Annotated in this window: 21 protein-coding genes and 3 tRNA genes; 14 read left to right on the plus strand and 10 right to left on the minus strand. The window is 60.8% G+C overall.

Annotation, left to right across the window (positions count from 1 at the left end; genetic code table 11):
* Nucleotides 1–111: 111 nt before the first annotated feature.
* Both CHU70_RS07305 and orn read right to left on the minus strand, forming a co-directional pair.
* Nucleotides 112–187: transfer RNA gene (locus CHU70_RS07305), tRNA-His, on the minus strand.
* Between the two features lie 142 nt (nt 188–329).
* The gene (orn, locus tag CHU70_RS07310; RefSeq protein WP_016422281.1) at nt 330–983 is read right to left on the minus strand and encodes an oligoribonuclease; all 654 of its coding nucleotides are present in this window, start codon (nt 981–983) and stop codon (nt 330–332) included.
* Between orn and CHU70_RS07315 the strand changes: the two genes are divergently transcribed.
* Together CHU70_RS07315 and CHU70_RS07320 are read left to right on the plus strand one after the other, a co-directional pair.
* Nucleotides 982–1170, plus strand: a complete 189-nt coding sequence (locus tag CHU70_RS07315; protein ID WP_042388509.1) for a hypothetical protein — start codon at nt 982–984, stop codon at nt 1168–1170. The two genes, orn and CHU70_RS07315, sit on opposite strands and share 2 nt — an antisense overlap.
* A 95-nt stretch (nt 1171–1265) precedes the next feature.
* On the plus strand, nt 1266–1910 hold the full coding sequence (locus CHU70_RS07320) for a TetR/AcrR family transcriptional regulator (protein ID WP_016422282.1): 645 nt from the start codon (nt 1266–1268) through the stop codon (nt 1908–1910).
* A gap of 55 nt (nt 1911–1965) precedes the next feature.
* Here the strand turns inward: CHU70_RS07320 and CHU70_RS07325 are convergent.
* A tRNA-Arg gene (locus tag CHU70_RS07325) sits at nt 1966–2038 on the minus strand.
* Nucleotides 2039–2124: 86 nt separating this feature from the next.
* On the opposite strand from CHU70_RS07325, the gene CHU70_RS07330 reads away from it, so the two are divergent.
* From CHU70_RS07330 to CHU70_RS07350, 5 genes are all read left to right on the plus strand, one after another.
* A complete protein-coding gene (locus CHU70_RS07330; protein WP_049170976.1) occupies nt 2125–4272 on the plus strand; it encodes a cytochrome c oxidase assembly protein in 2148 nt (715 codons plus the stop codon).
* A gap of 232 nt (nt 4273–4504) precedes the next feature.
* Complete coding sequence (locus CHU70_RS07335; protein WP_049170979.1) at nt 4505–5065, plus strand: single-stranded DNA-binding protein; 561 nt, start codon at nt 4505–4507, stop codon at nt 5063–5065.
* 285 nt (nt 5066–5350) lie between these two features.
* The gene (ettA, locus tag CHU70_RS07340; RefSeq protein ID WP_016422285.1) at nt 5351–7021 is read left to right on the plus strand and encodes an energy-dependent translational throttle protein EttA; all 1671 of its coding nucleotides are present in this window, start codon (nt 5351–5353) and stop codon (nt 7019–7021) included.
* Between the two features lie 136 nt (nt 7022–7157).
* Nucleotides 7158–7601: a thioesterase family protein gene (locus CHU70_RS07345; protein WP_048734885.1), complete on the plus strand. Its 444-nt coding sequence runs from the start codon at nt 7158–7160 to the stop codon at nt 7599–7601.
* A 6-nt stretch (nt 7602–7607) separates the two neighbouring features.
* Nucleotides 7608–8411: a hypothetical protein gene (locus CHU70_RS07350; protein ID WP_048734886.1), complete on the plus strand. Its 804-nt coding sequence runs from the start codon at nt 7608–7610 to the stop codon at nt 8409–8411.
* A 36-nt stretch (nt 8412–8447) separates the two neighbouring features.
* On the opposite strand, the gene CHU70_RS07355 is transcribed toward CHU70_RS07350, so the two are convergent.
* Together CHU70_RS07355 and pepN are read right to left on the minus strand one after the other, a co-directional pair.
* Nucleotides 8448–8846 (minus strand): globin, encoded by a 399-nt coding sequence (locus tag CHU70_RS07355; protein WP_038628076.1) that lies wholly within the window; start codon nt 8844–8846, stop codon nt 8448–8450.
* 67 nt (nt 8847–8913) lie between these two features.
* A complete protein-coding gene (gene pepN, locus CHU70_RS07360; RefSeq protein WP_049170984.1) occupies nt 8914–11616 on the minus strand; it encodes an aminopeptidase N in 2703 nt (900 codons plus the stop codon).
* Nucleotides 11617–11745: 129 nt separating this feature from the next.
* Between pepN and CHU70_RS07365 the strand changes: the two genes are divergently transcribed.
* Nucleotides 11746–12390, plus strand: coding sequence for a DsbA family protein (locus tag CHU70_RS07365; RefSeq protein ID WP_016422291.1), 645 nt, complete (start codon nt 11746–11748; stop codon nt 12388–12390).
* A gap of 27 nt (nt 12391–12417) precedes the next feature.
* Here the strand turns inward: CHU70_RS07365 and CHU70_RS07370 are convergent, their stop codons facing one another.
* Nucleotides 12418–13620, minus strand: a complete 1203-nt coding sequence (locus CHU70_RS07370; RefSeq protein WP_070827903.1) for a TIGR04053 family radical SAM/SPASM domain-containing protein — start codon at nt 13618–13620, stop codon at nt 12418–12420.
* 232 nt (nt 13621–13852) lie between these two features.
* Here CHU70_RS07370 and CHU70_RS07375 point away from each other — a divergent pair, with 232 nt between their 5' ends.
* Nucleotides 13853–14326 carry a ribose-5-phosphate isomerase gene (locus CHU70_RS07375; protein WP_070857118.1) on the plus strand — a complete coding sequence of 158 codons (474 nt, stop codon included), beginning with the start codon at nt 13853–13855 and terminating at the stop codon, nt 14324–14326.
* Nucleotides 14327–14437: 111 nt separating this feature from the next.
* Entirely contained in the window at nt 14438–15055 is a 618-nt protein-coding gene (locus tag CHU70_RS07380) for a DJ-1/PfpI family protein (protein ID WP_147719139.1), read from the plus strand.
* A gap of 16 nt (nt 15056–15071) precedes the next feature.
* Here CHU70_RS07380 and CHU70_RS07385 read toward each other — a convergent pair whose 3' ends face one another.
* Together CHU70_RS07385 and CHU70_RS07390 are read right to left on the minus strand one after the other, a co-directional pair.
* Nucleotides 15072–15953 (minus strand): hypothetical protein, encoded by an 882-nt coding sequence (locus CHU70_RS07385; RefSeq protein ID WP_016422295.1) that lies wholly within the window; start codon nt 15951–15953, stop codon nt 15072–15074.
* A 146-nt stretch (nt 15954–16099) separates the two neighbouring features.
* Nucleotides 16100–16333: a hypothetical protein gene (locus tag CHU70_RS07390; RefSeq protein ID WP_048734899.1), complete on the minus strand. Its 234-nt coding sequence runs from the start codon at nt 16331–16333 to the stop codon at nt 16100–16102.
* A 372-nt stretch (nt 16334–16705) separates the two neighbouring features.
* On the opposite strand from CHU70_RS07390, the gene CHU70_RS11375 reads away from it, so the two are divergent.
* The 4 genes from CHU70_RS11375 to CHU70_RS07405 all read left to right on the plus strand — a co-directional run bounded on the left by CHU70_RS11375 (nt 16706) and on the right by CHU70_RS07405 (nt 21315).
* Nucleotides 16706–16852, plus strand: a complete 147-nt coding sequence (locus tag CHU70_RS11375) for a hypothetical protein (RefSeq protein ID WP_242451370.1) — start codon at nt 16706–16708, stop codon at nt 16850–16852.
* A gap of 43 nt (nt 16853–16895) precedes the next feature.
* The gene (locus CHU70_RS07395; protein WP_242451378.1) at nt 16896–18200 is read left to right on the plus strand and encodes a glycoside hydrolase family 1 protein; all 1305 of its coding nucleotides are present in this window, start codon (nt 16896–16898) and stop codon (nt 18198–18200) included.
* Nucleotides 18201–18226: 26 nt separating this feature from the next.
* Nucleotides 18227–19534, plus strand: coding sequence for an MFS transporter (locus CHU70_RS07400; RefSeq protein ID WP_016422298.1), 1308 nt, complete (start codon nt 18227–18229; stop codon nt 19532–19534).
* 260 nt (nt 19535–19794) lie between these two features.
* Entirely contained in the window at nt 19795–21315 is a 1521-nt protein-coding gene (locus tag CHU70_RS07405) for an alpha/beta fold hydrolase (RefSeq protein WP_126107929.1), read from the plus strand.
* Nucleotides 21316–21353: 38 nt separating this feature from the next.
* Here the strand turns inward: CHU70_RS07405 and CHU70_RS07410 are convergent, their stop codons facing one another.
* Both CHU70_RS07410 and CHU70_RS07415 read right to left on the minus strand, forming a co-directional pair.
* The gene (locus CHU70_RS07410) at nt 21354–21566 is read right to left on the minus strand and encodes a hypothetical protein (RefSeq protein ID WP_048735147.1); all 213 of its coding nucleotides are present in this window, start codon (nt 21564–21566) and stop codon (nt 21354–21356) included.
* Between the two features lie 186 nt (nt 21567–21752).
* Nucleotides 21753–21827 (minus strand) — tRNA-Gly (locus CHU70_RS07415).
* Between the last annotated feature and the right edge of the window lie 46 nt (nt 21828–21873).

Consider the following 21873-nt stretch of genomic DNA (forward strand, 5'->3'; position numbering starts at 1 on the left):
AATAACCGCAACACGCCCGGAAAAGACACACTTTTCTTTACTTAACCCGCAGTTGCTAAGGCGGAAACACAAAAACCCTCGGCCCGGAAAAACCTGGCCGAGGGTTCTACTTGGGGTGACTGACGGGACTCGAACCCGCGACACCCAGGATCACAACCTGGTGCTCTACCAACTGAACTACAGTCACCATTACCGCATTAAAGGAGCTGTATTCTCAGCTCATCTCTGCAGCGAACTATATGGTAGCCCACAGTGGGCTGGAAACAAAAACAGCAGGTCAACCCGGATAAATTTGGGAAAGGGTGGGGTTTGGGTCGTCGTAAAGCGAGCTAGCCGCGAATCTCACCGTACTTTTCCGTCGATTCCTTGCTTGCGGCAGAAATAGCGTCGCCTTCGGGGCCGGGGTGGGGCAGAAGCATGGCGCGGCGGTAGTAGTCCAGCTCGCGGATCGACTCCTTGATATCTGCAAGAGCTCGGTGAGCGAGACCCTTTTCTGGAGCGCCCTTGAGGACCTGGGGGTACCAGCGGCGGGCAAGTTCCTTGAAGGAAGAGACATCAATCATGCGGTAGTGCAGGTGCTGGTCGAGCTCTGGCATGTAGCGGTGGATGAACTTGCGGTCGGAGGCAATCGAGTTGCCTGCCAGTGGGGCGGTGCGCGGCTCGGGAACCCACTGACGGATGTAGTCCAAAACAGCCTGTTCGGCGTCGGCGACATTAGTCTTGCTGTCGCGAATTTCCTGATCCAGGCCGGACTTCGCATGCATCTTGGTGACGAAATCATCCATCTGCGCCAATTCGGTCTCGGACGCGTGCACGACGATGTCCACGCCTTCCCCGAGGACGTTGAGGTTGGCATCGGTGACGAGAGCCGCGATTTCGACAATGACGTGGCGCTCGGGTTCGAGGCCCGTCATCTCACAGTCAATCCACACGATGCGGTCGAGCTCAGGGGAGAGCTGGAGGTCGGGATCGGGCTGAGCCATGATTTCACCTTTCGCTGAGATTCGGCATGATTCTGCAGTGCGCCTTATTTTGTGCCCGGACTGGGCTGTGGGGCACACGCTGACTACGCCCAGCTTAGCGATGTGGATTGTGCTGTGGTCGGGCGTGTGGATTGCCGTGTGGTTTGTGGAGCGAATTGTGGGGGAAACGAAATTAACTGGAAAGTAAGATCTTAGAATTGGACAACGGGGCATGAACTAAATCGACCTATTTGCCTGATAAAATTACTTCTGAGTTCGGATTCCAACGGGAGAAATAGTTACATGGATGAGACGAGGCGTGTTGGCGACGCTGCTCAAAGCACCACCGCGGCACAGAAACCATCCGTCGATGATGTCATCATTGCCGCTGCGCGCGAAAGCGTAATGACTGTGGGCTTGCGTAGGACTTCGATTGCAGAAATTGCTCGCAAGGCAGGAGTTTCGCGTCCGACCGTATATCGTCGATACGCTGACATTGGTGAGCTTCTGGGGGAAGTGACCAACCGCGAAATCCTGCACATGCTTGAGGGGCTCCGCTATGTCCCTGGCGATTCGCGCGCTCGCATGTTGCTGCGTATTCGAATCGTCGTTCAACGCATCATCGAAAGTGACTTTTTCCCTGGCCTGGTCAAGACAGATCCCGACCGTGTCTTAGAAGCGCTCACTGGAGAGATGAGCGATACACAGCTGGAAATTGTGGAGAAATTCATTCTCCCCGGTGTCCGTCACGGGCAGGAAGACGGCACTATTCGCGAGCACGATCCATATCTGCTGGCGCGCAACATTTACCGTCTGATTCAGACGATGGTGCTGGTGTGGCGCCCGGATGGCAAGGACGCGACGCTAGACAAGGAATCTGTCGAAGAGGTCGTCGACATGGTTGACCGCTACTTGCGCCCGGATCCTGCGGATAACAAGAAGAACTAAGAAGTAAAAACCCGCCTGCATCTGGTATAAAACCAGTTCAGGCGGGTTATTTTTGCGCCCCCAGAAGGATTCGAACCCTCGACCAATCGGGTAGAAGCCGACTGCTCTGTCCACTGAGCTATGGAGGCTAGCTAAGAAAAGCATTGTAGCGTCTCTAATGTAGCCAATCACAACCGGTTCTGTTCTAGGGACTTTGGTCGCTAAGCTTAGGGCTATGACTGCCACGACCAAGGCCGAGACCTCTCCGCCTGTTAGCAAGGATAAGAAAGTCCGTAAATCTGCTGGTTGGTACGTTGTTTTTGTACTTATCGGCGGCGTTCTAGCTGGTTTGCTCTCGATGGCGTTCAACATGGATTCGCGCGCCACGTTGGGTATTCCCGATCCCGGCACAATCACCACCTTCGGGTTCCCGTTCGCGAAGGCGGCCGGTGAGCTGCTCGCCTGCCTCGGTGTCGGTTCGTTTATGCTCGCCGCTTTCGGTACGAAGCAGCGTGCCGACGGCACTTTGGGCCTCGACGGCTACACGGCATCCCGCACGGGTATGTGGGCCATGCTCGGCTGGGGCCTCATGGCGCTGATGGAGATTCCGCTGGTGCTCTCCGATGTGTCGGGCCAGCCGCTGTCGACGACGATTCAGCTGAGTAACTGGGCTGTGTCGTTGGAGCAGACCAAGGAGGGCTTGGCGTGGCTGTGGGTAGCTATTTTTGCGGGCATTGTGGCGCTTGGTTCATCGCTGACTCGTAAGTGGATTTGGCAGCCGGTGTTCTTCGCCATCAGCTTGGTGTCGATGATGCCGCTGGCGGTTGTAAGCCACAATGCCTCCGGTGGTGCCCATGACTACGGCACTAACTCCTACATCTGGCACTTGACCTTCACTGTGTTTTGGGTCGGCGGTTTGATGGCGCTGGTTGGCCACGCGCGTCGTCGCGGTGAATGGATGCCAGAGGTAGTGAAGCGCTATTCTTTCGTGGCGTTGGTGGCTTTCATTGCCATGTCTGCCTCCGGCTTCATTAACGCAGCCATCAACATTGACTGGTCTGACCTGGTCAGCAACAACTACGGCATCATGGTGCTGGTCAAGGCCGTTCTCACTATCTTGCTGGGCCTATGCGGCTATGTGCACCGCAAGATCACCATTCCGGAGATTGAGCGCGCTCAGTCGAATCGTCCATTCTGGCGTCTGGCCATTGTCGAGGTCATCATCATGGCGCTGACAATCGGCGTTGCCGTAGCTCTGGGCCGTACTCCGCCGCCACCGAATTTCTCTGAGCAGGCCGGCGGTGAGGGCCTGCCGTCGATTACGCAGATGCAGGTCAAGCTAGGTTACAACCTGGAGATCCCATTCGGTTGGGAGGCCATGTTCACGCAGTGGCGCTTTGACATCTTCTTCGGCTCTGCCGCCATCATTGCCGCGTGGATTTACTTGTACTGGCTCTACTTGCTGAAGAAGCGCGGCGGTACCTGGCCGCTGTCCAACACCCTGTGGTGGCTCGCCGGCTGTGCCACGCTGCTGTTTACTTCGTGCAGCGCGCTGGGCGTGTACATGCCGGCTCTGTTCTCGGTTCACATGATCGCCCACATGCTTTACTCCATGGGCATTCCGGTCATGCTGGTCCTGGGCGGCCCAGTTACGCTCGCGCTGCGTGCGCTGAAGCCGGCCGGCCGCGATGGTCTGCCTGGTATTCGTGAGTGGCTGGTGGTCTTCATCAACAACCCGGTGTCGCGTTTCCTCACGCACCCGGTTGTGGCAACGGTGCAGTTCGTCGCGGGCTTTTACCTGCTCTACATGACACCGATTTACGACTTCCTGGCTGATGAGCACGCGGGCCACGTGTTCATGAACATCCACTTCTTGATCTCCGGTTACATCTTCTACTGGGTCATTATCGGTGTCGATGCTGCACCACAGCAGATTGAGCCGTCGGTCAAGCTGGTCACGCTGATGGGGTCGTTGCCGTTCCACGCTTGGTTCGGTATTTCGCTGATGCAGTCGCAGCAGGTGCTTGCCGAGACCTACTACGCCAGCCTGGATCTCCCTTGGGCAGTGAATCTCCTGGAAGATCAGAACGTTGGTGGTGCCGTCGCGTGGGCTGCCGGTGAGGTTCCGCTCTACATCGTCACCGTTGCGCTGTTTGTACAGTGGCGGCGTTCCGATGAAAAGGATGCAGCCCGCTACGACCGCGTCGCGGACCGCAACAATGATGAGGAGTTGGCCGCTTACAACGAAATGCTCGCTCGCATGAGCCAGCAGGTCGGTGTTGGCGGCGAGGATGAGCGCGATTACTACACCTCGGAGGTTGACGCGCAGCATCCGGTGCACATGGATAATCCGATTGATGCCTCGAAGAGGCGCGGAAGGTAGCGTCGTTAAGCTGATTTTGCATGCTTGACGACGAGGATTGCCGCGACTTCGCCCCTCAACTTCATACGTAGCCTGTGGATAGTTGTCTTTTCGACAAACTTATCCACAGGCTTTTTATGTACCTCTTTCATTTGTTTCTCGAAGCCGGAAAAGTAATTGGCACGGCACGAATGAGACACCTTCGAATTATTCGGCCGCAGTAGGTAAACGCTTTCTTTGGGGGAGGAGCCCGATGTCTGAGGCAGTTATTACCGTGGTGGGCAATGTGGTCCATCATGTGGAAAATCGAAATACCAATTCTGGGGCAAAGGTCTGCAAGTTTTCTGTGGCATCCAGCAAGTCATGGAAGGGGGAGAATGGTTGGGAGCAGTCGGAGACGTCATATTTTGATGTTGAATGTTGGGGCAAGCTCGCCGAGAACGTGAATAACACGGTGTGGAAGGGCCAAGCCGTCATTGTCCACGGTCACGTTCGTACGGATCGCTGGGAGGGCGATGATGGTACGAAGCATCAGCGCCAGAAGATCATTGCTAAGGCGGTAGGTCCGAATCTGCGCCGTCACCTGGCAACGGTGAAGACTATGACTGAGAAGCCGCATGAGTCGCCGACTGGTCTTGGTGAGTCATCGACTGGGGATTCGGAAGCTTCGGTTACTGAGACAGTTGCGTCTCAGGCCGGGGCCGTGCGCACCTTCACTGCTAGTACGGGCGGCGCTGGTGAGGCGGGGAACACAGGTGCAGCTAGTTCGGAGCAGCGAGAAATGGCTGATGCAGGAGTCAGTGCGCCGTTCTAACCCAGGAGCCAGTACATCGTTGTAGAGCGGAATGAGGGGGAGCCGCTGAAAGAGCGGAAAGAGGGGAGGGGTAATTACTGCACGTGAGGTGACGCTGCTGAGAAAGGGGAGGGATCGCATACGATTCGGCAGCGTTATCTCGCAGCTAGTTTTGCTAGGAGCCTGGCAGAGATTTTGGTGGGAAAGGATTGCGGGTACGCCCATGTAGATTGTGCCTTTTGGTTCCTATGCGTAACCTCTACAGGGATTGCTTATTTCCTTTCTACGAGGGGACGAAATTCCACCATGGGTGAGTTCATCTACCAGATGAAAAACGTGCGCAAGGCGCACGGCGATAAGGTTATTCTCGACAACGTCACCATGGCGTTTTACCCGGGCGCAAAGATCGGCGTGGTCGGTCCGAACGGCGCAGGTAAGTCGTCGATTCTGAAGATTATGGCTGGCCTTGATCAGCCGAGTAACGGTGAAGCTTTCCTGGAGCCGGGCGCCACTGTCGGCATCCTGCTGCAGGAGCCTCCGCTGAATGAGGAGAAGACCGTTCGCGGCAACGTCGAGGAGGGCCTCGGCGACATCTTCGAGAAGAAGGCTCGTTTTGAAGCCATCGCCGAGGAGATGGCCACCAATTACACCGACGAGCTCATGGAAGAAATGGGCAAGCTCCAGGAGGAGCTCGACGCCGCTGATGCTTGGGAGCTGGATTCCAAGATTGAGCAGGCAATGGATGCGCTTCGCTGCCCGCCGGCGGACGAGCCGGTTACTCACCTCTCCGGTGGTGAGCGTCGTCGTGTAGCACTGGCAAAGCTGCTGCTCTCCGAGCCGGACCTGCTGCTTCTCGACGAGCCGACTAACCACCTGGACGCCGAGTCTGTGCTGTGGCTCGAGCAGCACCTGGCTAAGTACCCGGGCGCTGTCCTGGCCGTGACTCACGACCGTTACTTCCTGGATCACGTCGCTGGCTGGATTTGTGAGGTCGACCGCGGCAAGCTCTACCCGTACGAGGGCAATTACTCGACTTACCTGGAGAAGAAGGCTGAGCGCCTTGAGGTTGCAGGTAAGAAGGACGCCAAGCTGCAGAAGCGCCTGAAGGATGAGCTGGCGTGGGTCCGCTCGGGGCAGAAGGCTCGCCAGGCCAAGAACAAGGCCCGTCTGGAGCGCTACGAGCAGATGGTGGAGGAAGCCGAGCAGTACAAGAAGCTCGACTTCGAAGAAATTCAGATTCCGACCCCGCCGCGCCTGGGTAACCAGGTTGTTGAGGTCAAGGACCTGGAGAAGGGCTTTGATGGCCGCGTCCTGATCAAGGATCTGTCGTTCACCCTGCCGCGTAACGGCATCGTCGGTGTGATTGGCCCGAACGGTGTTGGTAAGTCCACCCTGTTTAAGACCATCGTGGGGCTGGAGCAGCCGGATTCCGGTGAGGTCAAGGTCGGTCAGACTGTTCAGCTCAGCTACGTTGACCAGGGCCGTGAAAACATCGATCCGGAAAAGACCGTTTGGGAGGTTGTCTCTGATGGTCTCGACTACATCGTGGTCGGCCAGAACGAGATGCCGTCTCGTGCATACCTATCTGCTTTCGGTTTCAAGGGCGCGGATCAGCAGAAGCCGTCGAAGGTTCTCTCCGGTGGTGAGCGCAACCGTCTGAACCTCGCGCTGACCCTCAAGCAGGGAGGAAACCTTATCCTCCTGGATGAGCCGACTAACGACCTTGACGTCGAAACCCTGTCTTCGCTGGAAAACGCACTGCAGAACTTCCCGGGCTGTGCCGTGGTCATTTCCCACGACCGTTGGTTCCTGGACCGCACCTGTACCCACATCCTCGCATGGGAAGGCAACTTCGAAGAGGGCAAGTGGTTCTGGTTCGAAGGCAACTTCGAGGGCTACGAGAAGAACAAGATTGAGCGTTACGGCGAGGAGGCTGCACGCCCGTCGCGTGTCACTCACCGTCGCCTGACCCGCTAATCAGTTTCCCGCGAATCTGATCTTTGCCAACGGCAACGCCCGGAACCGTGTGGACTGGCTCGCACCAGTGCACAGGTCCCGGGCTTTCGCGTTATTTGCAGGTTCGTAGCTCCAGAAAACGCCTATAGTTCTGGGTATGACTGAATCAGCACCATTTCGTACCAACGTCGCTATCCGCTGGTCTGATTTTGATCAGTATGGTCACGCTAACAACACCGCATTCCTGGAATACGCCCAGCAGGCTCGTCTCGACTTTGTGATGCGCGGCCTCGGCGGCGGGGCAGGTATGCCTGCGGCAGTGGTGCGTCGCCTGGAGATTGACTACGTCCGCGCTATCTTGCCGGACACCCAGGAAGTTGTGGTTGAGACCGAGATCATCAACTTCGGTCGCACCTCTTTCACACTCCGCCAGACTATCTCCGACCAGCATGGTCACATCGTGGCTGTGCTCGAAACCGTGATGGTGATGTTTGATCTCAAGACTGCGAAGGCAGTCGAGCTCTCCCCGTCTGCCCGCCGTGAACTGGAGCGTTTTGCAGCTCCCGCAATCGAAGACAACAAGGAAGACCAGGACAAGTAATTCGCCGTGACCACTTCTCATCCCGCTGCCGAGCTGACCTTCGGCACTCCCGATGCCCTGAAGAACCTGGGCGTCCTAGCCCATAAGGCCTACGCCCTCGACGAGAACACGTTGCTTCGCATCCGCGCACGAAAGACCGCCGCCGCCGGTATCAGTTCATCGCCCGAGCCCACCGCTGCGCCAGCAATGTCACAGGTATGGGTGAAGACCCCGATCGGCCCGCTCGCCATGCGCACAATTGCGCTACACGCGCTTCCCGACGACATCATCGTCACTGCCGCGGAGATTAAAGACATCGCAGTGCGTGCCTTTGCGCAGGCAAAATCATCCGACAATGCGGAGGACAAAGAAGCTTCGCTCACCGCGCTGCCGTATCGGGTGCATGCGCAGTCGGCGTCCTCCTGGCCGGGATTCTTGCCAGTTCCGGAAGGATGGCAGGTTGTCGACTATGTTCCGGCCACTGCTTTCCGGACTCTCGAGAAGCAGGGGCGCGCGGTCGCTGTGGAATCTTCCGGCCCCATGGGTATGCCGCCATCTCTGCTGGATCAGAAGGTTCTCACTGTCAGCGGAGAGGCCGGTGAAGCCGCCGTTGACTCAGGGGAGGGGCAGTCGCAGGAGACGTCGAAAAGCGTTGTCGACGTGACCATGCGGGATGTGTTTGCGCTGTGTGCGATGGGCTTCATTCCAGAGCAACCGGATGAAAAAGAGCCGGTGCGCGTGTCCACGAAGGGACGGTGGCACCGGCTGGATGGACGGTTTGGCTCGATCTTTACGCTCGAGTCCTTTGGCGTGCTGCCGCTGCTGAACTAGCGGGGCTGCTGAACTAGCGGGGCAGGGGCCTAATTCCTACTGCGCGTCGAAGCGGTTGATGAGCATGTCAGCGACCTGCACCATGTGGTTCCACATGGCTTCGCGCTGGGGGCGGGGGAGCTCTTCATCGGAAATGTCTGCGAGTGAGGCGCTCATGATCTCCAGCCAGCGGTCGCGTTCGGCTTCGCCGATGGAAAACGGCATGTGGCGCATGCGCAGGCGCGGATGACCACGCTGTTCGCTGTACGAACGCGGCCCGCCCCAGTACTGGACGAGGAACATGCGGAGTCGATCCTCGGCGCCCTCCCAGTCATCGCTGGGGTACATCGGGCCGATGAGGTCATCGGAACGCATACGCGTGTAAAAGCCATGGACGATGCGATTGAAGACATCCTCGCCGCCGACGGAGTCAAAGAGCGTCTGAGAAGTTGTCATGGCACCAAGTCTATCGACTTGATGCCACGAAAACGATAACGGCCAAAGTGCCGGCCGAAATCACTTGTTACTTCGCGTCGAACTCGCGGGCACGAAGAGCGAGCTTCACCAGGAACTGCTGCTCAGAGATGATGCGCTTGACCGGCGATGCAGTCTCGTCGCTGTCGAGCAGACGTTGAGCGGCTGCAATTGCATCATCGCTGATCTCCCAGGTTGGGTAGAAGCCCTCGAGCAGCGTCTGTGCCGTCTCGGAGGAGAACTGCTTCCACCAGCTGTTGGCAACGGCGAAGAAGTGCTCCGACAGCGAGGTCGCCGACTGCTCCGCGTTGATGGTGGCGCGGGAGTCGTCGTCAAGCGCCTGTGCGAGCACCTCACCCGAGCCCGGCGCGTTGAAGCCGGCCAGCAAGTGGCGAATGACAAGGTTCGACGGGGCATCGTTGCCGGAGACCGTCGCCTCTGCCCAGACGCGGGACTTGTTGGCGAGCGTCGGCACGGAGGCGCGGCAGGCGATGGCGGCCTGCGCACCGAGTGCCGAGTTGTCGGTCTTTTCAAGCTTTGCGATGGCTTCCTCGCCCTCGAGACCGGCGGAAACCAGCGGCTTCAGGGCGCGCCACTGCATGTCGGTGTCTACCGTGACAGCTGGGAAACCAGCCTTGTCTGCGTCGCCAGTGTAGATGGCGCGCAGTGCGTCAACGACGTCGCTATTCGACGAGCCCACGGTGGTCAAAGCGTTAACGAAAACCAGGGCGCGGTCGGCGTCGGTTTCCTTCTTCGCGTAGTCCAACAGGCCCTGAGCCAGCAGGTCGCGGCCGGTGGAATCAGCCCACTGTGGATCGGCGTAGACGTTGACGGCGCTGACCGCCTGAGCGATGACGCGCTCCAAGACGGAGAGCTTGTCCTCGCCCGGGATGCCGCGGAGCACCAGGTTGACGAAGTCGCGAGCGCGCATCTGGCCTGCGCGAACCATCTGCCAGGTAGCGGACCAGCACAGTGTGCGTGCCATTGAATCGGTGAAGGCGCCGATGTTGTCGATGACGGTGGCAAGCGAGCCTTCGTCCAAGCGGATCATGCTGTAGGTGAGGTCGTCGTCGTTAACCAGCACGACATCGCCGACTGGGGTGTCGACCAGCTCTGGGACTTCGGTGCGTGCACCACGGACGTCGATTTCCACGCGCTTGGTGCGCTCGAGTACGGCATCCGATCCGGTGCCGCGCAGGTTGTAGATGCCCACGGCGACTCGGTGGTCACGGAGTTCACCAGCACCCGGCTCGGCACCTTCCTGCGTGACTGCGAAGGAAGTGTACTTGCCGTCCTCTTGCTGGAACTCCGGTGCCAAAGTGGTGATGCCGGTGGTGGTCAGCCACTGATCGGCCCAGCCGGACAGATCGCGTCCCGAGGCCTCGGAGAGCGCCTCCAAAAGGTCCGCGAAGGTGGCGTTGCCAAAGCGGTGGCGGGCAAAGTGAAGGCGGGCACCGGCGAGGAAAGCATCCTGACCAACGTAGGCGGCCAGCTGTTTGAGCGTGGATGCGCCCTTGGCGTAGGTGATGCCGTCGAAGTTCTGCTCGACGGTGTCAATGTCGCTGGCATCGGCGGCAATCGGGTGCGTCGACGGTAGCTGATCCTGCTTGTAGGCCCAGGCCTTCTCTACGTTGGCGAAGGTGGTCCAGGCGTGGCTGTAATCGGAAACTTCGACCTGAGCGGCGGCGGCCGACCAGGTGGCGAAGGACTCATTGAGCCAGAGGTCATCCCACCACTGCATGGTGACCAAATCACCGAACCACATGTGAGCCATCTCGTGCAGGATGGTGTCGTTGCGGCGTTCGTAGAGGTAGTGAGTGGGCTTGGAGCGGAAGACGTACTCGTCGCGGATGGTCACACAGCCGGCGTTTTCCATCGCGCCCATGTTGTACTCCGGGCAGAAGATCTGGTCGTACTTACCGAACGGGTAGGGCTCACCGAAATGCTTGGCGTAGAAGTCGAAGCCTTCCTTGGTTTCCTTGAACAAGGTGTCGGCATCGAGGTACTCGGCGATGGACTGGCGGCAGTAGAGCCCCAGCGGAATGGTCAGCTCGCCATCCGGCTGGTGCTCGGCAGGGGTCTCCGGGTGCGGTGCGACAGTGCCGGTCCACGAGTCAGTGACCTCGTGCCACGGGCCCGCACAGACTGCGACGAGATACGTCGACAGCGGAACATCCACCGAGAAGTCGAAGGTATCGGCCTCATTGCCGTGGACATCGGTGGTGGCGCCGGTCTTGGCCACCGAGTTGGAAACAACCTTCCAACCCTTCGGTGCCACGACGTGGATTGAGTACGTCGCCTTCAAATCCGGCTGGTCAAAGCAGGCGAACACGCGCTTGGCATCGGCAGTTTCAAACTGCGAGTACAGGTATGTTTCGCCGTCGGCAGGATCCTGGAACCGGTGAATGCCCTGGCCGTTGTTGGTGTAACGGCAGTCCGCGTCGATAACGACGGTGTGGTCGCCTTCGGTCAGGTCCACGTTAATACCGGTCTCGCTGGCATAACGAGCGGCCTCCGTGGCATCGACACCGTCGATGGTCACACTCTTAACAACCGCATCACGCAGGTCAATAAAGGTGGAACCAGCGCGCTTCGCCGTCAGAGAAATTGTGGTCTTGGAAGCGAATGTTGGTGCGCTGTGCGGCGCGCCAACAGGTGCGGTAGTGAGGTCGAGAGAGATGTCGTAGTGGGACACCTCGAGCATGGCCGCACGGTCGGCGGCTTCGGTCCTGGTTAGGTTCGTGGAAGTCATGCGACAAGTGTAACCACGACCCCGGATTGGAGTCAGACTCCGATTATGCGCGGAATGCATGAATGCGAGCCAAAAAATTCCGCCCTATAGTCGTTGATAAGTCAATCAATGCTTTAGGAGGACTTTCACATGAGCAATCGAGACAAGGTCACTTTCTACTTCGACGTTTCCTGCCCGTTTTGCTGGGTGACATCCCGCTGGATTAAGGAAGTCGAAAAGGTCCGCGACATCGAGGTCGAGTGGAAGCCGATGAGCCTGTCGGTACTCAATGAAGGCCGCGACGAGCTGCCGGAAGAGTACAAGTTCATGATGCAGTGCAACTGGACCCCGGCACGCCTGTTTAATGCAGTGTTCTCCCAGGATGGTCAGGAGGCTGTCGACAAGCTCTACACCGCGCTGGGCACGAAGATTCACAACGAAAACCGCATCGATCGCCACGCGCATGTCGACGAGCCGGAGCACGCATTCGACGAACTGATTAAGGAAGCCCTCGCAGAGGTTGGACTGCCGGAAGAGCGCCTGGCACAGGCCCTGACTACCGAGTTCGATGAGCTCATGCGTGAAAACCACGCAGAGGCCATGAAGGAGGTCGGCAACGACGTCGGCACTCCGGTGGTCAAGCTCAACGACGTTGCCTTCTTCGGTCCGGTGCTTACCCGTATCCCACGCGGCGAAGAAGCCGGCAAGATTTTCGACGGCTCGGTTGCCGTCGCCAGCTATCCGTATTTCTTCGAAATTAAGCGCTCTCGCACTGAGGATCCGCGCTTCGACTAAGAAACCTGTAGCAGCTGGGGCATGCGGCTAAGAAACCTGAGCGGCCCCAGCTTCGGCATTCTGCCCGGTGGAGGCCTGCCGTTCTTCTTCGCTCATGGCAGCCCACCGTGGCGGGATGTAGATGCATGTCGGATCGGATGCCGTGTAATCCCCGGTCAAAGCGTAAGCAGTCGAGCGGGATCCACCGCATACGCTGTGGTATTCACAGACGCTGCACTTGCCGTGCCAATTATCAGGATCGCGGAGAGCCTTAAAAGCCGGCGAGTTGGAATAAATCTCTTGGAAGGGTGTTGCCTTTACATTACCGCAGTGCAACGGCAGGAAACCATTGGGGTAGACGTCGCCGATGTGGTCAATGAAGGCAAAACCTGACCCGGAATTGACGGCCATGGGGGAGCGCGGTCGGCGTGGCTTTTCCGGTTCAGCGCCGAGCAGCTTTGTCGTTTCCTCGGTCAAGTAGCGGTAGAGCGCGCCGCCCTCATAGGATGGCAGACCCTTTTCCTTTGCTTCCTCCTGCTGCATGACAACGCGCCGATACTGCGGCGCCTCCGTCGTCTTAATGGCAATTCGGTTGGACACATCCGATAGCCAGTGCAGAACATCCTCGCGTTCCTCTGGTGACAATGCGCCCAAATCTGCGCCGCGACCAGTGGGAACGAGGAAAAAGACGTACCACATCTTGGCTTGCATCTCCATGACGGTCTTCAGCAGCGCTGGTGCCTCATGGATATTTCCCTTAGTCAGGGTCGAGTTGATTTGCAGCCGGTAACCGGCCTCGTTGATGTGCGGAGCCATTTCAAGCGTCTTTTCAAAAGTCCCCGAAAACCCGCGGAACTTATCATGGGTCTGGGCGGTCGCGCCATCGAGCGACATCGACATCGCCTTACCTCCGGCCTCACGCAGCGACTGAATCCGTTCCGGCGTCAACCGCGGAGTCACCGACGGAGACAGCGACATATTCAAACCGTGCTCTGTGCCGAATCGCACCAATTCTTCTAGGTCATCGCGCTCAAAAGGATCGCCGCCGGTGAGCACCACAAGCGGCTTCGGCTTGCTATACGACGCCAAGGTCTCCAGCAGCATCTTGCCCTCGGCGGTCGAAAGCTGGTGAGGATGCGGCTCGTGCTGTGCATCTGCACGGCAGTGCTTGCAGACCAAGCCACAAGCCCGTGTGACCTCCCAAATGACAATAAATGGCTTCTTATTGATGTCATGTCGAACCGTTCGCACCGCCGGTGCGTGATGATTCCCATGGGAGCCATGGGCTTCCGGATCGACTTGGAAGTGAGCTTGCGGCGCAGGAGACACGGTAAAAGCACCCAATTTCCGGTTTCGAAGACGTGCTGAGACGCAAATACAGTCACTTTTCACCCTATTCGGCTGCGCAGGGGGACGTCGTCAAGCACTACCTAAAACGGGTGCAGACGCCGTGGAATCCGTGGGAACCGCTAAACTTGCTGCCATGCGTATTTACCTTGGTGCAGACCACGCCGGTTTTGAAATGAAGAACCTGATTAAGGCCCACCTGGAGAAGGCTGGCCACGACGTCGTTGACTGCGGCGCTCACACTTACGACCCTGCAGATGACTACCCAGCATTCTGCATTGAGGCGGCTTCCCGTACCGTCGCCGATCCGGGCAGCCTGGGCATCGTGCTCGGCGGTTCCGGTAACGGCGAGCAGATCGCTGCTAACAAGGTCAAGGGCGCTCGTTGTGCGCTGGCTTGGTCGGTGGAGACCGCAAAGCTTGCCCGCGAGCACAACAATGCTCAGCTGATTGGCCTCGGCGGTCGTATGCACTCTGAAGAAGAGGCTCTGGCCATCGTCGATGCTTTCGTTTCCCAGCCGTGGAGCGAGGAGGAGCGCCACCAGCGCCGCATCGACATTCTTGCAGAGTACGAAAACACTGGCGTCGCCCCGGAGCTGCCGAAGGCTTAAGAGGCCACTGTTCTCCATCTGGGGGATAGGTATAGGAAAGGATAGGGGCTGTTTCCAGAATATTCTGGAAACAGCCCCTATCGTGTGCTTAGGCGGAGTAGGAATTGGCCTATGGCAAATCCGGAAGCACACCGCCGAGTAACTGTTGTACTGTTCCCCGGGTTCGAACTCTTAGACGTTTTTGGGCCGGTTGGCCTTTTTGGTCATGTCCCAGAGATTGAGGTCGAATATGTCGCCGACATTGCCGGTTCGATAACCAGCGCTCAGGGGGCGGAGGTTATCGCCACGCGCTGCACCGCTGAACTCGAGGCAGTCGATATTCTCCTGGTGCCCGGTGGAGCAGGGAGCAGAACACTAGTTGAGGATGCAGAGTTTTTGGACTGGCTTAAGCACATCGGGTCCCGGGCGCGGTTAGTGGCATCGGTCTGCACGGGGTCGGCACTGCTAGCTGCGGCTGGGCTACTTGAAGGAAAGCGGGCAACTAGTAATAAGTTGGCTTTTGATTGGGCTACCTCGTTCGGAAACGAAGTGACGTGGGTGAAAGCGGCTCGATGGGTTGAAGACGGAGATCGCTGGAGCTCATCAGGAGTCGCAGCAGGTATGGATATGGCTGTTGCTTTAATTAGCAGCATCCTTGGCAAGGAAGCTGGTCGATTCGCCGCCAGAAAAATTGAGTATCGGCCTCAGACAGACGGCACTGTCGATCCTTTTGCGGATTTAGCGAAATAGCGGCGCCGGGCTTTTTCTAAATATCGAAACCGTCGAATCCGCCGTCGAAAAATCCGCCGCCGTCGCCGCCGCCGTCGCCGCCACCGAAGAGGCCGTCGAAGAAGCCTCCGCCGTCGCCTGCGTCACCGGCATCTGCACCGCCGCCACCGAAGTCGCCGCCAAGGTCATCTCCACCGAAATCGTCGCCACCGAAGTCTTCGGCTCCAAAGTCCTCGGTGCCGCCGAAGTCGTCAGCGCCGGTGCCCATGCCGCTGGCGAACTCATCAGCGCCGTAGGCAACACCGGCCATACCGTGGAAGAGGGTAGAGAACAGCAGCATCGAGCCTGCGGTCCAGACACCGGTGCGGAGCGCGGACTTCCACCAGGGCTCGGAGTACCAACCGGCCGGAACCGGACGGCCAGCGACACGACCACCGGGGTAGTAGTTCGGAGTTTCCGGGGTGGCGTATGGAGAGGCGGTAACCGAGTGGCCTTCGTGCTCAATGGTGCGAGTTTCGGTCACAGAACCAGCGGCCTTCTGACCCTCCAGCGGTGGCAGTGTCGGCCCCGCCGGCAGGCCCATAATTTCGCGAGCCGCATTGATGTAGTGCAGGCCCTCCAGCGCCGATTCGCGGGCCATTCGCGCCTGTGCCGGGGTGCGCGCAGTAGAAATCTGCGAGGAAGCGGCATTGTAGCGCTCGGATGCGTCAGCAAGAGCCTGCGTGGAAGCCGAATCGGTGCCAGCCAGGTTCAATACCTGTGAGCCCAGTCGCTCAATCCATCGGCGGGCGTCTGCGACGGCGTCTTCCAATTGATTGTTCTGGCGAGCATCAAAGGCCCTGTTTGAACGGTTTTGAGCCATCGACGCGATGATAATTGCGCCGCCGACGGTGATCGCGATCAGAATTAAAGCCCCCATGGGCTAGGCCTCCAAAAAGGAAATTGCGGGTACTGCTTGTAATTACTTGAGATAACGCATGTAGAGCGAAAAAAGTTCCCGAGCTTACATATCTGTCCGACAGATGTAGCTCGGGAACCAGGAAATGATTGGGTATGGGTAGGTATCTATGATTCGGCGGAGTCGGTGCTCTTGGTGCGGCTCTTCCGATTGGCGTGCCATGCGCGAACTTCTTCGGAATCCCACAGGGTCAACCCATGAAGCTTCGCGACGGGTTCAGGAGCCTTCTTGCGGCCAGCGTAGCTGGTGAAAGTGCCACGTGCGGTGCCGGAAAAAGCAGCGCATTCGACCGCGGTCCATAGTTCGTGTCCAGTATCGGCATCGATAATGGTGGGCTTCATGGTGCCCAGAGTACCCGTAGCACTGGATCCTGAACAGAGGTCAGAAGAATTTCTGGTCCCCGGACGTCGGCTCAGAAAGTAAAAACCGGGAGCAATGCGCCCGGTTGCGTGGAGGGGATGACGGGAATCGAACCCGCGTCTTCAGCTTAGAAGGCTGACAAGTGGGGTTCCTAACGTGATTTTTGATTTTTTTGGGGGGACATCGTCAACAACGGGCCGGGGCTCCGATTCGTTCCAGGGGGAGCGGATTTTTCGCGAACGATCCGGTTGCTCTACTCGGTTGCTTTACGACGACCCCGTCGACGCGCGAAACCCATAACATTTTGTTGGAAAACCAAAAACTAGGCGTGATGTGTGACATAGGATGTCGGCATGTCAACCAATGTGCCTGCCAATGACCGAACTCTCCATCCTCAGCCGCGCACGTCGCCGCTCGCGAAGCCGTTGCATCACGACGTCGATCTGCGGGGTCTGCTGATCGGCACGGCGTCGGCCGCCGGGCAGATCGAGGGGCGGTGACGAGAACAACGACTGGTTCGATTGGGCCCGCGAGCCCGGCAACATCGCCGATGGTTCGACCCCGCTGCGCGCCACCGACCACTGGAACCGGTGGCGGGAGGACAACGAGCTCATGGCGTCGCTGGGTCTGCCCATCGCTCGCATCGGCGTGGAGTGGGCGCGTATCGAACCGCGGCCGGGGGAGTTCGACCATGCGGTGCTGGATCGCTACCGTGAGGAGATTGCCGACCTGCGGGACAAGGGGATTCGTCCGCTGGTGACGCTCCATCACTTCGTCAATCCGCTCTGGTTCGCTCGGCGCGGCGGCTTCACCTCCGATGAATCGCCGGCGGCTTTCCTGCGCTATGCGGAGACGACCGTGCGGGCGCTCGACGACCTCGTCGACGAGTGGATCACCGTCAACGAGCCGAACGTGTACGCCACCCAGGCGCACATGTTCCGCTCGGGCCCGCCGGGCAACCGCTCGTGGGGCGACACGATGGCCGTGCTGCGCAACATGGCGGTGTCCCACATCCGCGGTTACGAGGTCATCCACGGCATCCAGGGGGATCGGGCGAAGGTCGGCATCGCCCACCACGCACGGGCGTTCGCGCCGCGCAATCCGCGCAACCCCATCCACCGCGGCCTGGCGCGGATCAATCGGCATCTGTTCCAGGACATCGTCGCCGACGCGCATCTGGCGGGGAAGTTCCATCCGCTGCTGGGCGGGGCGAAGGTCGGCCGCGGGTTGCCGTCGGGCCGCCACCACGACTTCCTGGGCCTGAACTACTACTCGCGCACGGCCGTCGACAAGTTCGACGACGGCACCTTCGTCGGGGCTCCGGTCAACGACCTCGGGTGGGAAATCCACCCCGAGGGCCTGGTCGAATGCGCCCGCGACCTGAACGAGCGTTTCGGCGGACCGGTCTGGATCACCGAAAACGGCACCTGCGATCTCGGCGATCTGGAGCTGTCGGTCGGTGGCGTGGACGCGGGCGTCGAAAAGCCGAATCCGGCCGGGGACTACGCCAACCCGGACGCCGGGGCTGCCGACCGCAGGCTGGAGTCGTTCCGGCCGCGGTTCATCCTGGAGCACCTGCGGGCCATCGCCGAGTCGGACGTGCCCATCGAGCGCTGGTACCACTGGTGCTTCGTGGACAACTGGGAATGGGCCGACGGCGAAGAGCCGCGATTCGGCATCGTCCACCTGGACTACGAGACGCAGGAACGGACGATGAAGCCGTCGGGCCACCTGCTGGCCGAGCTGGCCCGCACCGGGCGGATCACCCCGGAGCTGCACCGGCGCTACACCGCAGGCCGTCGTTACCCCGTCGCGGACGAACACACCGACCCCAACGTGCGGGCGTAGCCGCCGGAGCCGGATGGGGTGCAGGGATGAGCTCCTCCGAACACGCCGGCTCCTCCGAACGCGCCATCTCCGACGTCGGGCGTTTCACCGCCGACCCCGCCCAGCGCACGCCGGTGACCACCGGCTGGATTGTGCGGTACGGCCTGCTGTACCTGGGGCAGAACATCTCGTGGGCAGCGCCGACGCAGCTGTTGTTGGCGCAGCAGATCCTCATCTGGCATCCGGGGGAGAAGGAGGAGAAGTTCGCGCTCCTCATGGCGGTCGGCGGGTTCTTCTCCATCATCGGGCATCCGCTGGCCGGGTGGTTGTCGGACCGCACGGACACGCGCTGGGGCCGCCGCGCCCCGTGGATCCTCTTCGGCGGGCTGGCGGCGGCCGGGTCGCTGGTGTTCCTGGGCGCCGCGCCGGGCTTCATGGCGTTGACCATCGGGTGGGCGGTGTTCCAGCTGGCCATCGCGGCGTCAATCAACGCGGCCCAGGCGGTGGCGCCGGATACGGTGCCGGACAATCAGTACGGCGTGGTCTCGGGTGTGCTGGGGCTGACGTACACCCTCGGCGTGGTGCTGGGCACCGTCGTGGCCACGGTGTTCGACCTGGGGCTGGCGTACATCGTCACCGCGGCGCTGCTGCTGGTGCTCATCGGCCAGTTCCTGCCGGGCTTCCGCGACGTGTCCCGGGTGCGGTCGCAGGCGGCCGCATCTCCGGTGCTTGACGACGCCGGCGGGGACGCTGACGCCGTGGTGCCCGCCGTCGCCGAGGTGCCCGGAGGGCTCTACCGCGACTTCACGTGGGTGTTCATCGCCCGGTTCCTGGTGACCACGGGCAACTCGGTCGCGTTGTTCTACCTGTTCTATTACCTGCGCGATCACATCGGCCACCCCGATCCGGATGCCGGCGTGCTCGTCCTCACCGGCGCGTATGCCCTGTGCGTCATCGTCACCGCGATCCTGTCGGGCAAAGTGTCCGACAAGATGGGCAAGCGCCGGGTGTTCGTGGCGTTGTCGTCGATGGGCGTCGCCGGGGCCTGCGCGATCATGGCGTTCGCCGGGAGCTTCGCCATGGTCGTCGGCGCGGCGGTGCTGTTGGGTCTGTCGTGGGGCGTGTTCATGGCCGTCGATCAGGCCCTGATCAACCAGGTGCTGCCCAAGGCCGATGAGCGCGGGCGTGACGTGGGCGTCATGAACCTCGCCGTCGCCGGCCCGAACATGGCCGCCCCGGTGCTCGCCGCCTTCGCGTTGGCGAACCTCGGCGGGTACCCCGGCCTGTACGTTTTCGCGGGCGCGCTCACCGCCGTCGGTGCGGTGCTGGTGTACCGGGTGCGGTCCGTGCCCTGATCTCCGTGCGTTGAACAGCGTGCGGCCGGTGCCTTAATCTTCGTGCCTTGAACGGCGTGCGGTCGGCGTTACGGTTTGATACCGTTCGTTGCAGTCGATGAAAGGTGTTTATCCCCGTGCGCCCCACGAAGAAGTTGTCCCCCGCCGCATTCGGCGCAGCGTCCCCCGCCGTCTCCTCTGTGGAGACCGGTGCCGAGGCCCGGTCCGCGAGCCGAGTCTCAGCGGCCCCGTCGTCCCGGACGTCCTTCGTCCGCAGGGCGTTGGCCCCGGTCACGGCGCTCGCGCTGGCGGGCACGTTGCTGTCGGTGCCGCAGGCGTCGGCCGGCGGCTCCGCCGGTCCGGCCGATCTCGGCGGGTTGGACTGGGGCGCGTGCCCGACCGCGGCGATGACCGCGCCGGGCACCGTGTGCGCGGACATCGACGTGCCACGTGATTATTCCGACCCGGAGGGCGCGACGATTTCCCTCACTGTCAGCCGGGTTCCGGCGACGGGGGAGCGCCGTGGCGTCATCGCAGGCAATCCGGGCGGCCCCGGCGGCGACGCGTTGGGAATGTTCTCCGACGAGGCCGTGAGGATGCCGACCGCCGTCCGGGAGCACTTCGACCTCATCGCCGTCGAGCCGCGCGGCCTGGCCTGGGGCACCCCGCTGAACTGCAACGTGGCGGACATCCCGATGACGGGTCTGCTCTCCGGGCAGGTCGGCGCGATGTACGCCTCCTGCGAAGCCAATGAACCGGGATACGCGGCGACCATCACCACGGAGAACACCGCTCGCGATCTCAACCATGTCCGCGACGTGCTCGGCCAGGACGTCATGCACCTCTACGGCCTGTCCTACGGCACGGATCTGATGAGCACGTACGCGACCCTGTTCCCGGACAAGACGGGCCGGATGGTGCTGGATTCCTCGGTCGATCCTGCCGACCGTTACTTTCGGCTCGGAGACTCGCGCGAGCCGTGGCGCCGCGAGGCTCTCAACGCGATGTTCCAGTGGATCGCCGACCGTGACGACGAGTACGGCCTGGGCACCACCGCCCTGCAGGTGTACGCGCGCTGGTCGCAGCGCATCAACGAGGAGGTTGGCGCGCCGGGTCAGGTCTACCCGCCGCCGACGCAGGTGGGCGACGTGCCCGCCGCCTTCGCCGACGACCCGGAGGCGTTCATGCAGCTGGCCGACGGCGTTCTGCCCGTCGCGTGGCGCAGCCATTCCTTCGCGGCGAACCTGATGCGCCCCGGCGCCGGCAATCAGTCGGTGCTGCTGCAGCAGACCTTCGCGGCGACGTACTCGGAGAGCATGTGGCCCGACATCGCCGACGCCGTGGTCACCGGCGAGGTGGAGACCCCCGAACTACCCGAGGGCGTGACCCCGGAAGACATGATGGCGCAGACCGAGGCGATGGGAACCATCGAGCGGGCGATCATCTGCAACGACAACGTCACCGCCGCCGACCCGTCCCGCATTCCCCGCACGTACCTCGACCAGTTCACCGGCGGCGACATCTTCCGCCTCAACGCCGATGCGCTGTCGTCGGGGCAGCTATGCCTCGGCTGGCCGGGGCAGGGCGCTGCCGTGGAACTCAGCGGCGACGCCCTCGAGTCGAAGCCGCTGCTGCTCCACTACGACCGCGATGCGGCGGTGACCGGCACGGGCGGCCGCGCGATGCAGGCGGTCATGGGCGGCGAGCTCATCGAGCTGCCGGGCCACGGCCACGGCGTGCTCGTCGCCCACAACGACGCCGACGAGATCGCCAACGTCGTCGCCGCCCACTACTTGGGCTGACCGGTCATGCCGGGCTGACCGGTCCGAGATTGGGCCGGCTACTTGCCCTTCGCCTCGTGGCCTTTCTGCCACTCGCGCACGTCGTCGGAGTTCCGCGGGTTCAGCCCGTGGAGCTTCGCCGCCGGCACCGGCGCTTTGCCACGGCCCGCATAGCTGGTGAACGTGCCGCGCGCGGTACCGGTGAACTCCGCGCATTCGGCGACGGTCCACAGCTCGACGCCGGTGTCCTTGTCGATGATGCGAGGATTCATGCCGCCGGGACTAGTTGTGCGTGACGACGGCAAAAGACCCGGCATGACAGTGCCACCGACTTGTTACCGACGCTGTATGAAACCGTGACGCGCGCACGCGGTCGTGACATGCCTGTGACGGATTTCGGGACGGATCCCGTCAAAAAGAAGAACACCCTCCGACGCTGGCCGGAGGGTGCTTTCACATGGAGGGGATGACGGGAATCGAACCCGCGTCTTCAGCTTGGAAGGCTGAGGTATTAGCCACTATACGACATCCCCATAGACAGAAATCCGGTTTAGATGCGCACTCGCCTCAACCAGACCG

This window comes from Corynebacterium sp. LK10, assembly GCF_008042455.1.
GTDB lineage: Bacteria > Actinomycetota > Actinomycetes > Mycobacteriales > Mycobacteriaceae > Corynebacterium > Corynebacterium jeikeium_D.

Coding starts and splice junctions, on each gene's coding strand:
- CHU70_RS07320 (WP_016422282.1), top strand. CDS start 1,266: ATGGATGAGACGAGGCGTGTTGGCGACGCTGCTCAAAGCACCACCGCG.
- CHU70_RS07330 (WP_049170976.1), top strand. CDS start 2,125: ATGACTGCCACGACCAAGGCCGAGACCTCTCCGCCTGTTAGCAAGGAT.
- CHU70_RS07410 (WP_048735147.1), bottom strand. CDS start 21,566: ATGAATCCTCGCATCATCGACAAGGACACCGGCGTCGAGCTGTGGACC.
- CHU70_RS11375 (WP_242451370.1), top strand. CDS start 16,706: ATGTCAACCAATGTGCCTGCCAATGACCGAACTCTCCATCCTCAGCCG.
- orn (WP_016422281.1), bottom strand. CDS start 983: ATGGCTCAGCCCGATCCCGACCTCCAGCTCTCCCCTGAGCTCGACCGC.
- CHU70_RS07335 (WP_049170979.1), top strand. CDS start 4,505: ATGTCTGAGGCAGTTATTACCGTGGTGGGCAATGTGGTCCATCATGTG.
- CHU70_RS07375 (WP_070857118.1), top strand. CDS start 13,853: ATGCGTATTTACCTTGGTGCAGACCACGCCGGTTTTGAAATGAAGAAC.
- ettA (WP_016422285.1), top strand. CDS start 5,351: ATGGGTGAGTTCATCTACCAGATGAAAAACGTGCGCAAGGCGCACGGC.
- CHU70_RS07345 (WP_048734885.1), top strand. CDS start 7,158: ATGACTGAATCAGCACCATTTCGTACCAACGTCGCTATCCGCTGGTCT.
- CHU70_RS07380 (WP_147719139.1), top strand. CDS start 14,438: ATGGCAAATCCGGAAGCACACCGCCGAGTAACTGTTGTACTGTTCCCC.
- CHU70_RS07355 (WP_038628076.1), bottom strand. CDS start 8,846: ATGACAACTTCTCAGACGCTCTTTGACTCCGTCGGCGGCGAGGATGTC.
- CHU70_RS07390 (WP_048734899.1), bottom strand. CDS start 16,333: ATGAAGCCCACCATTATCGATGCCGATACTGGACACGAACTATGGACC.
- CHU70_RS07385 (WP_016422295.1), bottom strand. CDS start 15,953: ATGGGGGCTTTAATTCTGATCGCGATCACCGTCGGCGGCGCAATTATC.
- CHU70_RS07315 (WP_042388509.1), top strand. CDS start 982: ATGATTTCACCTTTCGCTGAGATTCGGCATGATTCTGCAGTGCGCCTT.
- CHU70_RS07400 (WP_016422298.1), top strand. CDS start 18,227: ATGAGCTCCTCCGAACACGCCGGCTCCTCCGAACGCGCCATCTCCGAC.
- pepN (WP_049170984.1), bottom strand. CDS start 11,616: ATGACTTCCACGAACCTAACCAGGACCGAAGCCGCCGACCGTGCGGCC.
- CHU70_RS07365 (WP_016422291.1), top strand. CDS start 11,746: ATGAGCAATCGAGACAAGGTCACTTTCTACTTCGACGTTTCCTGCCCG.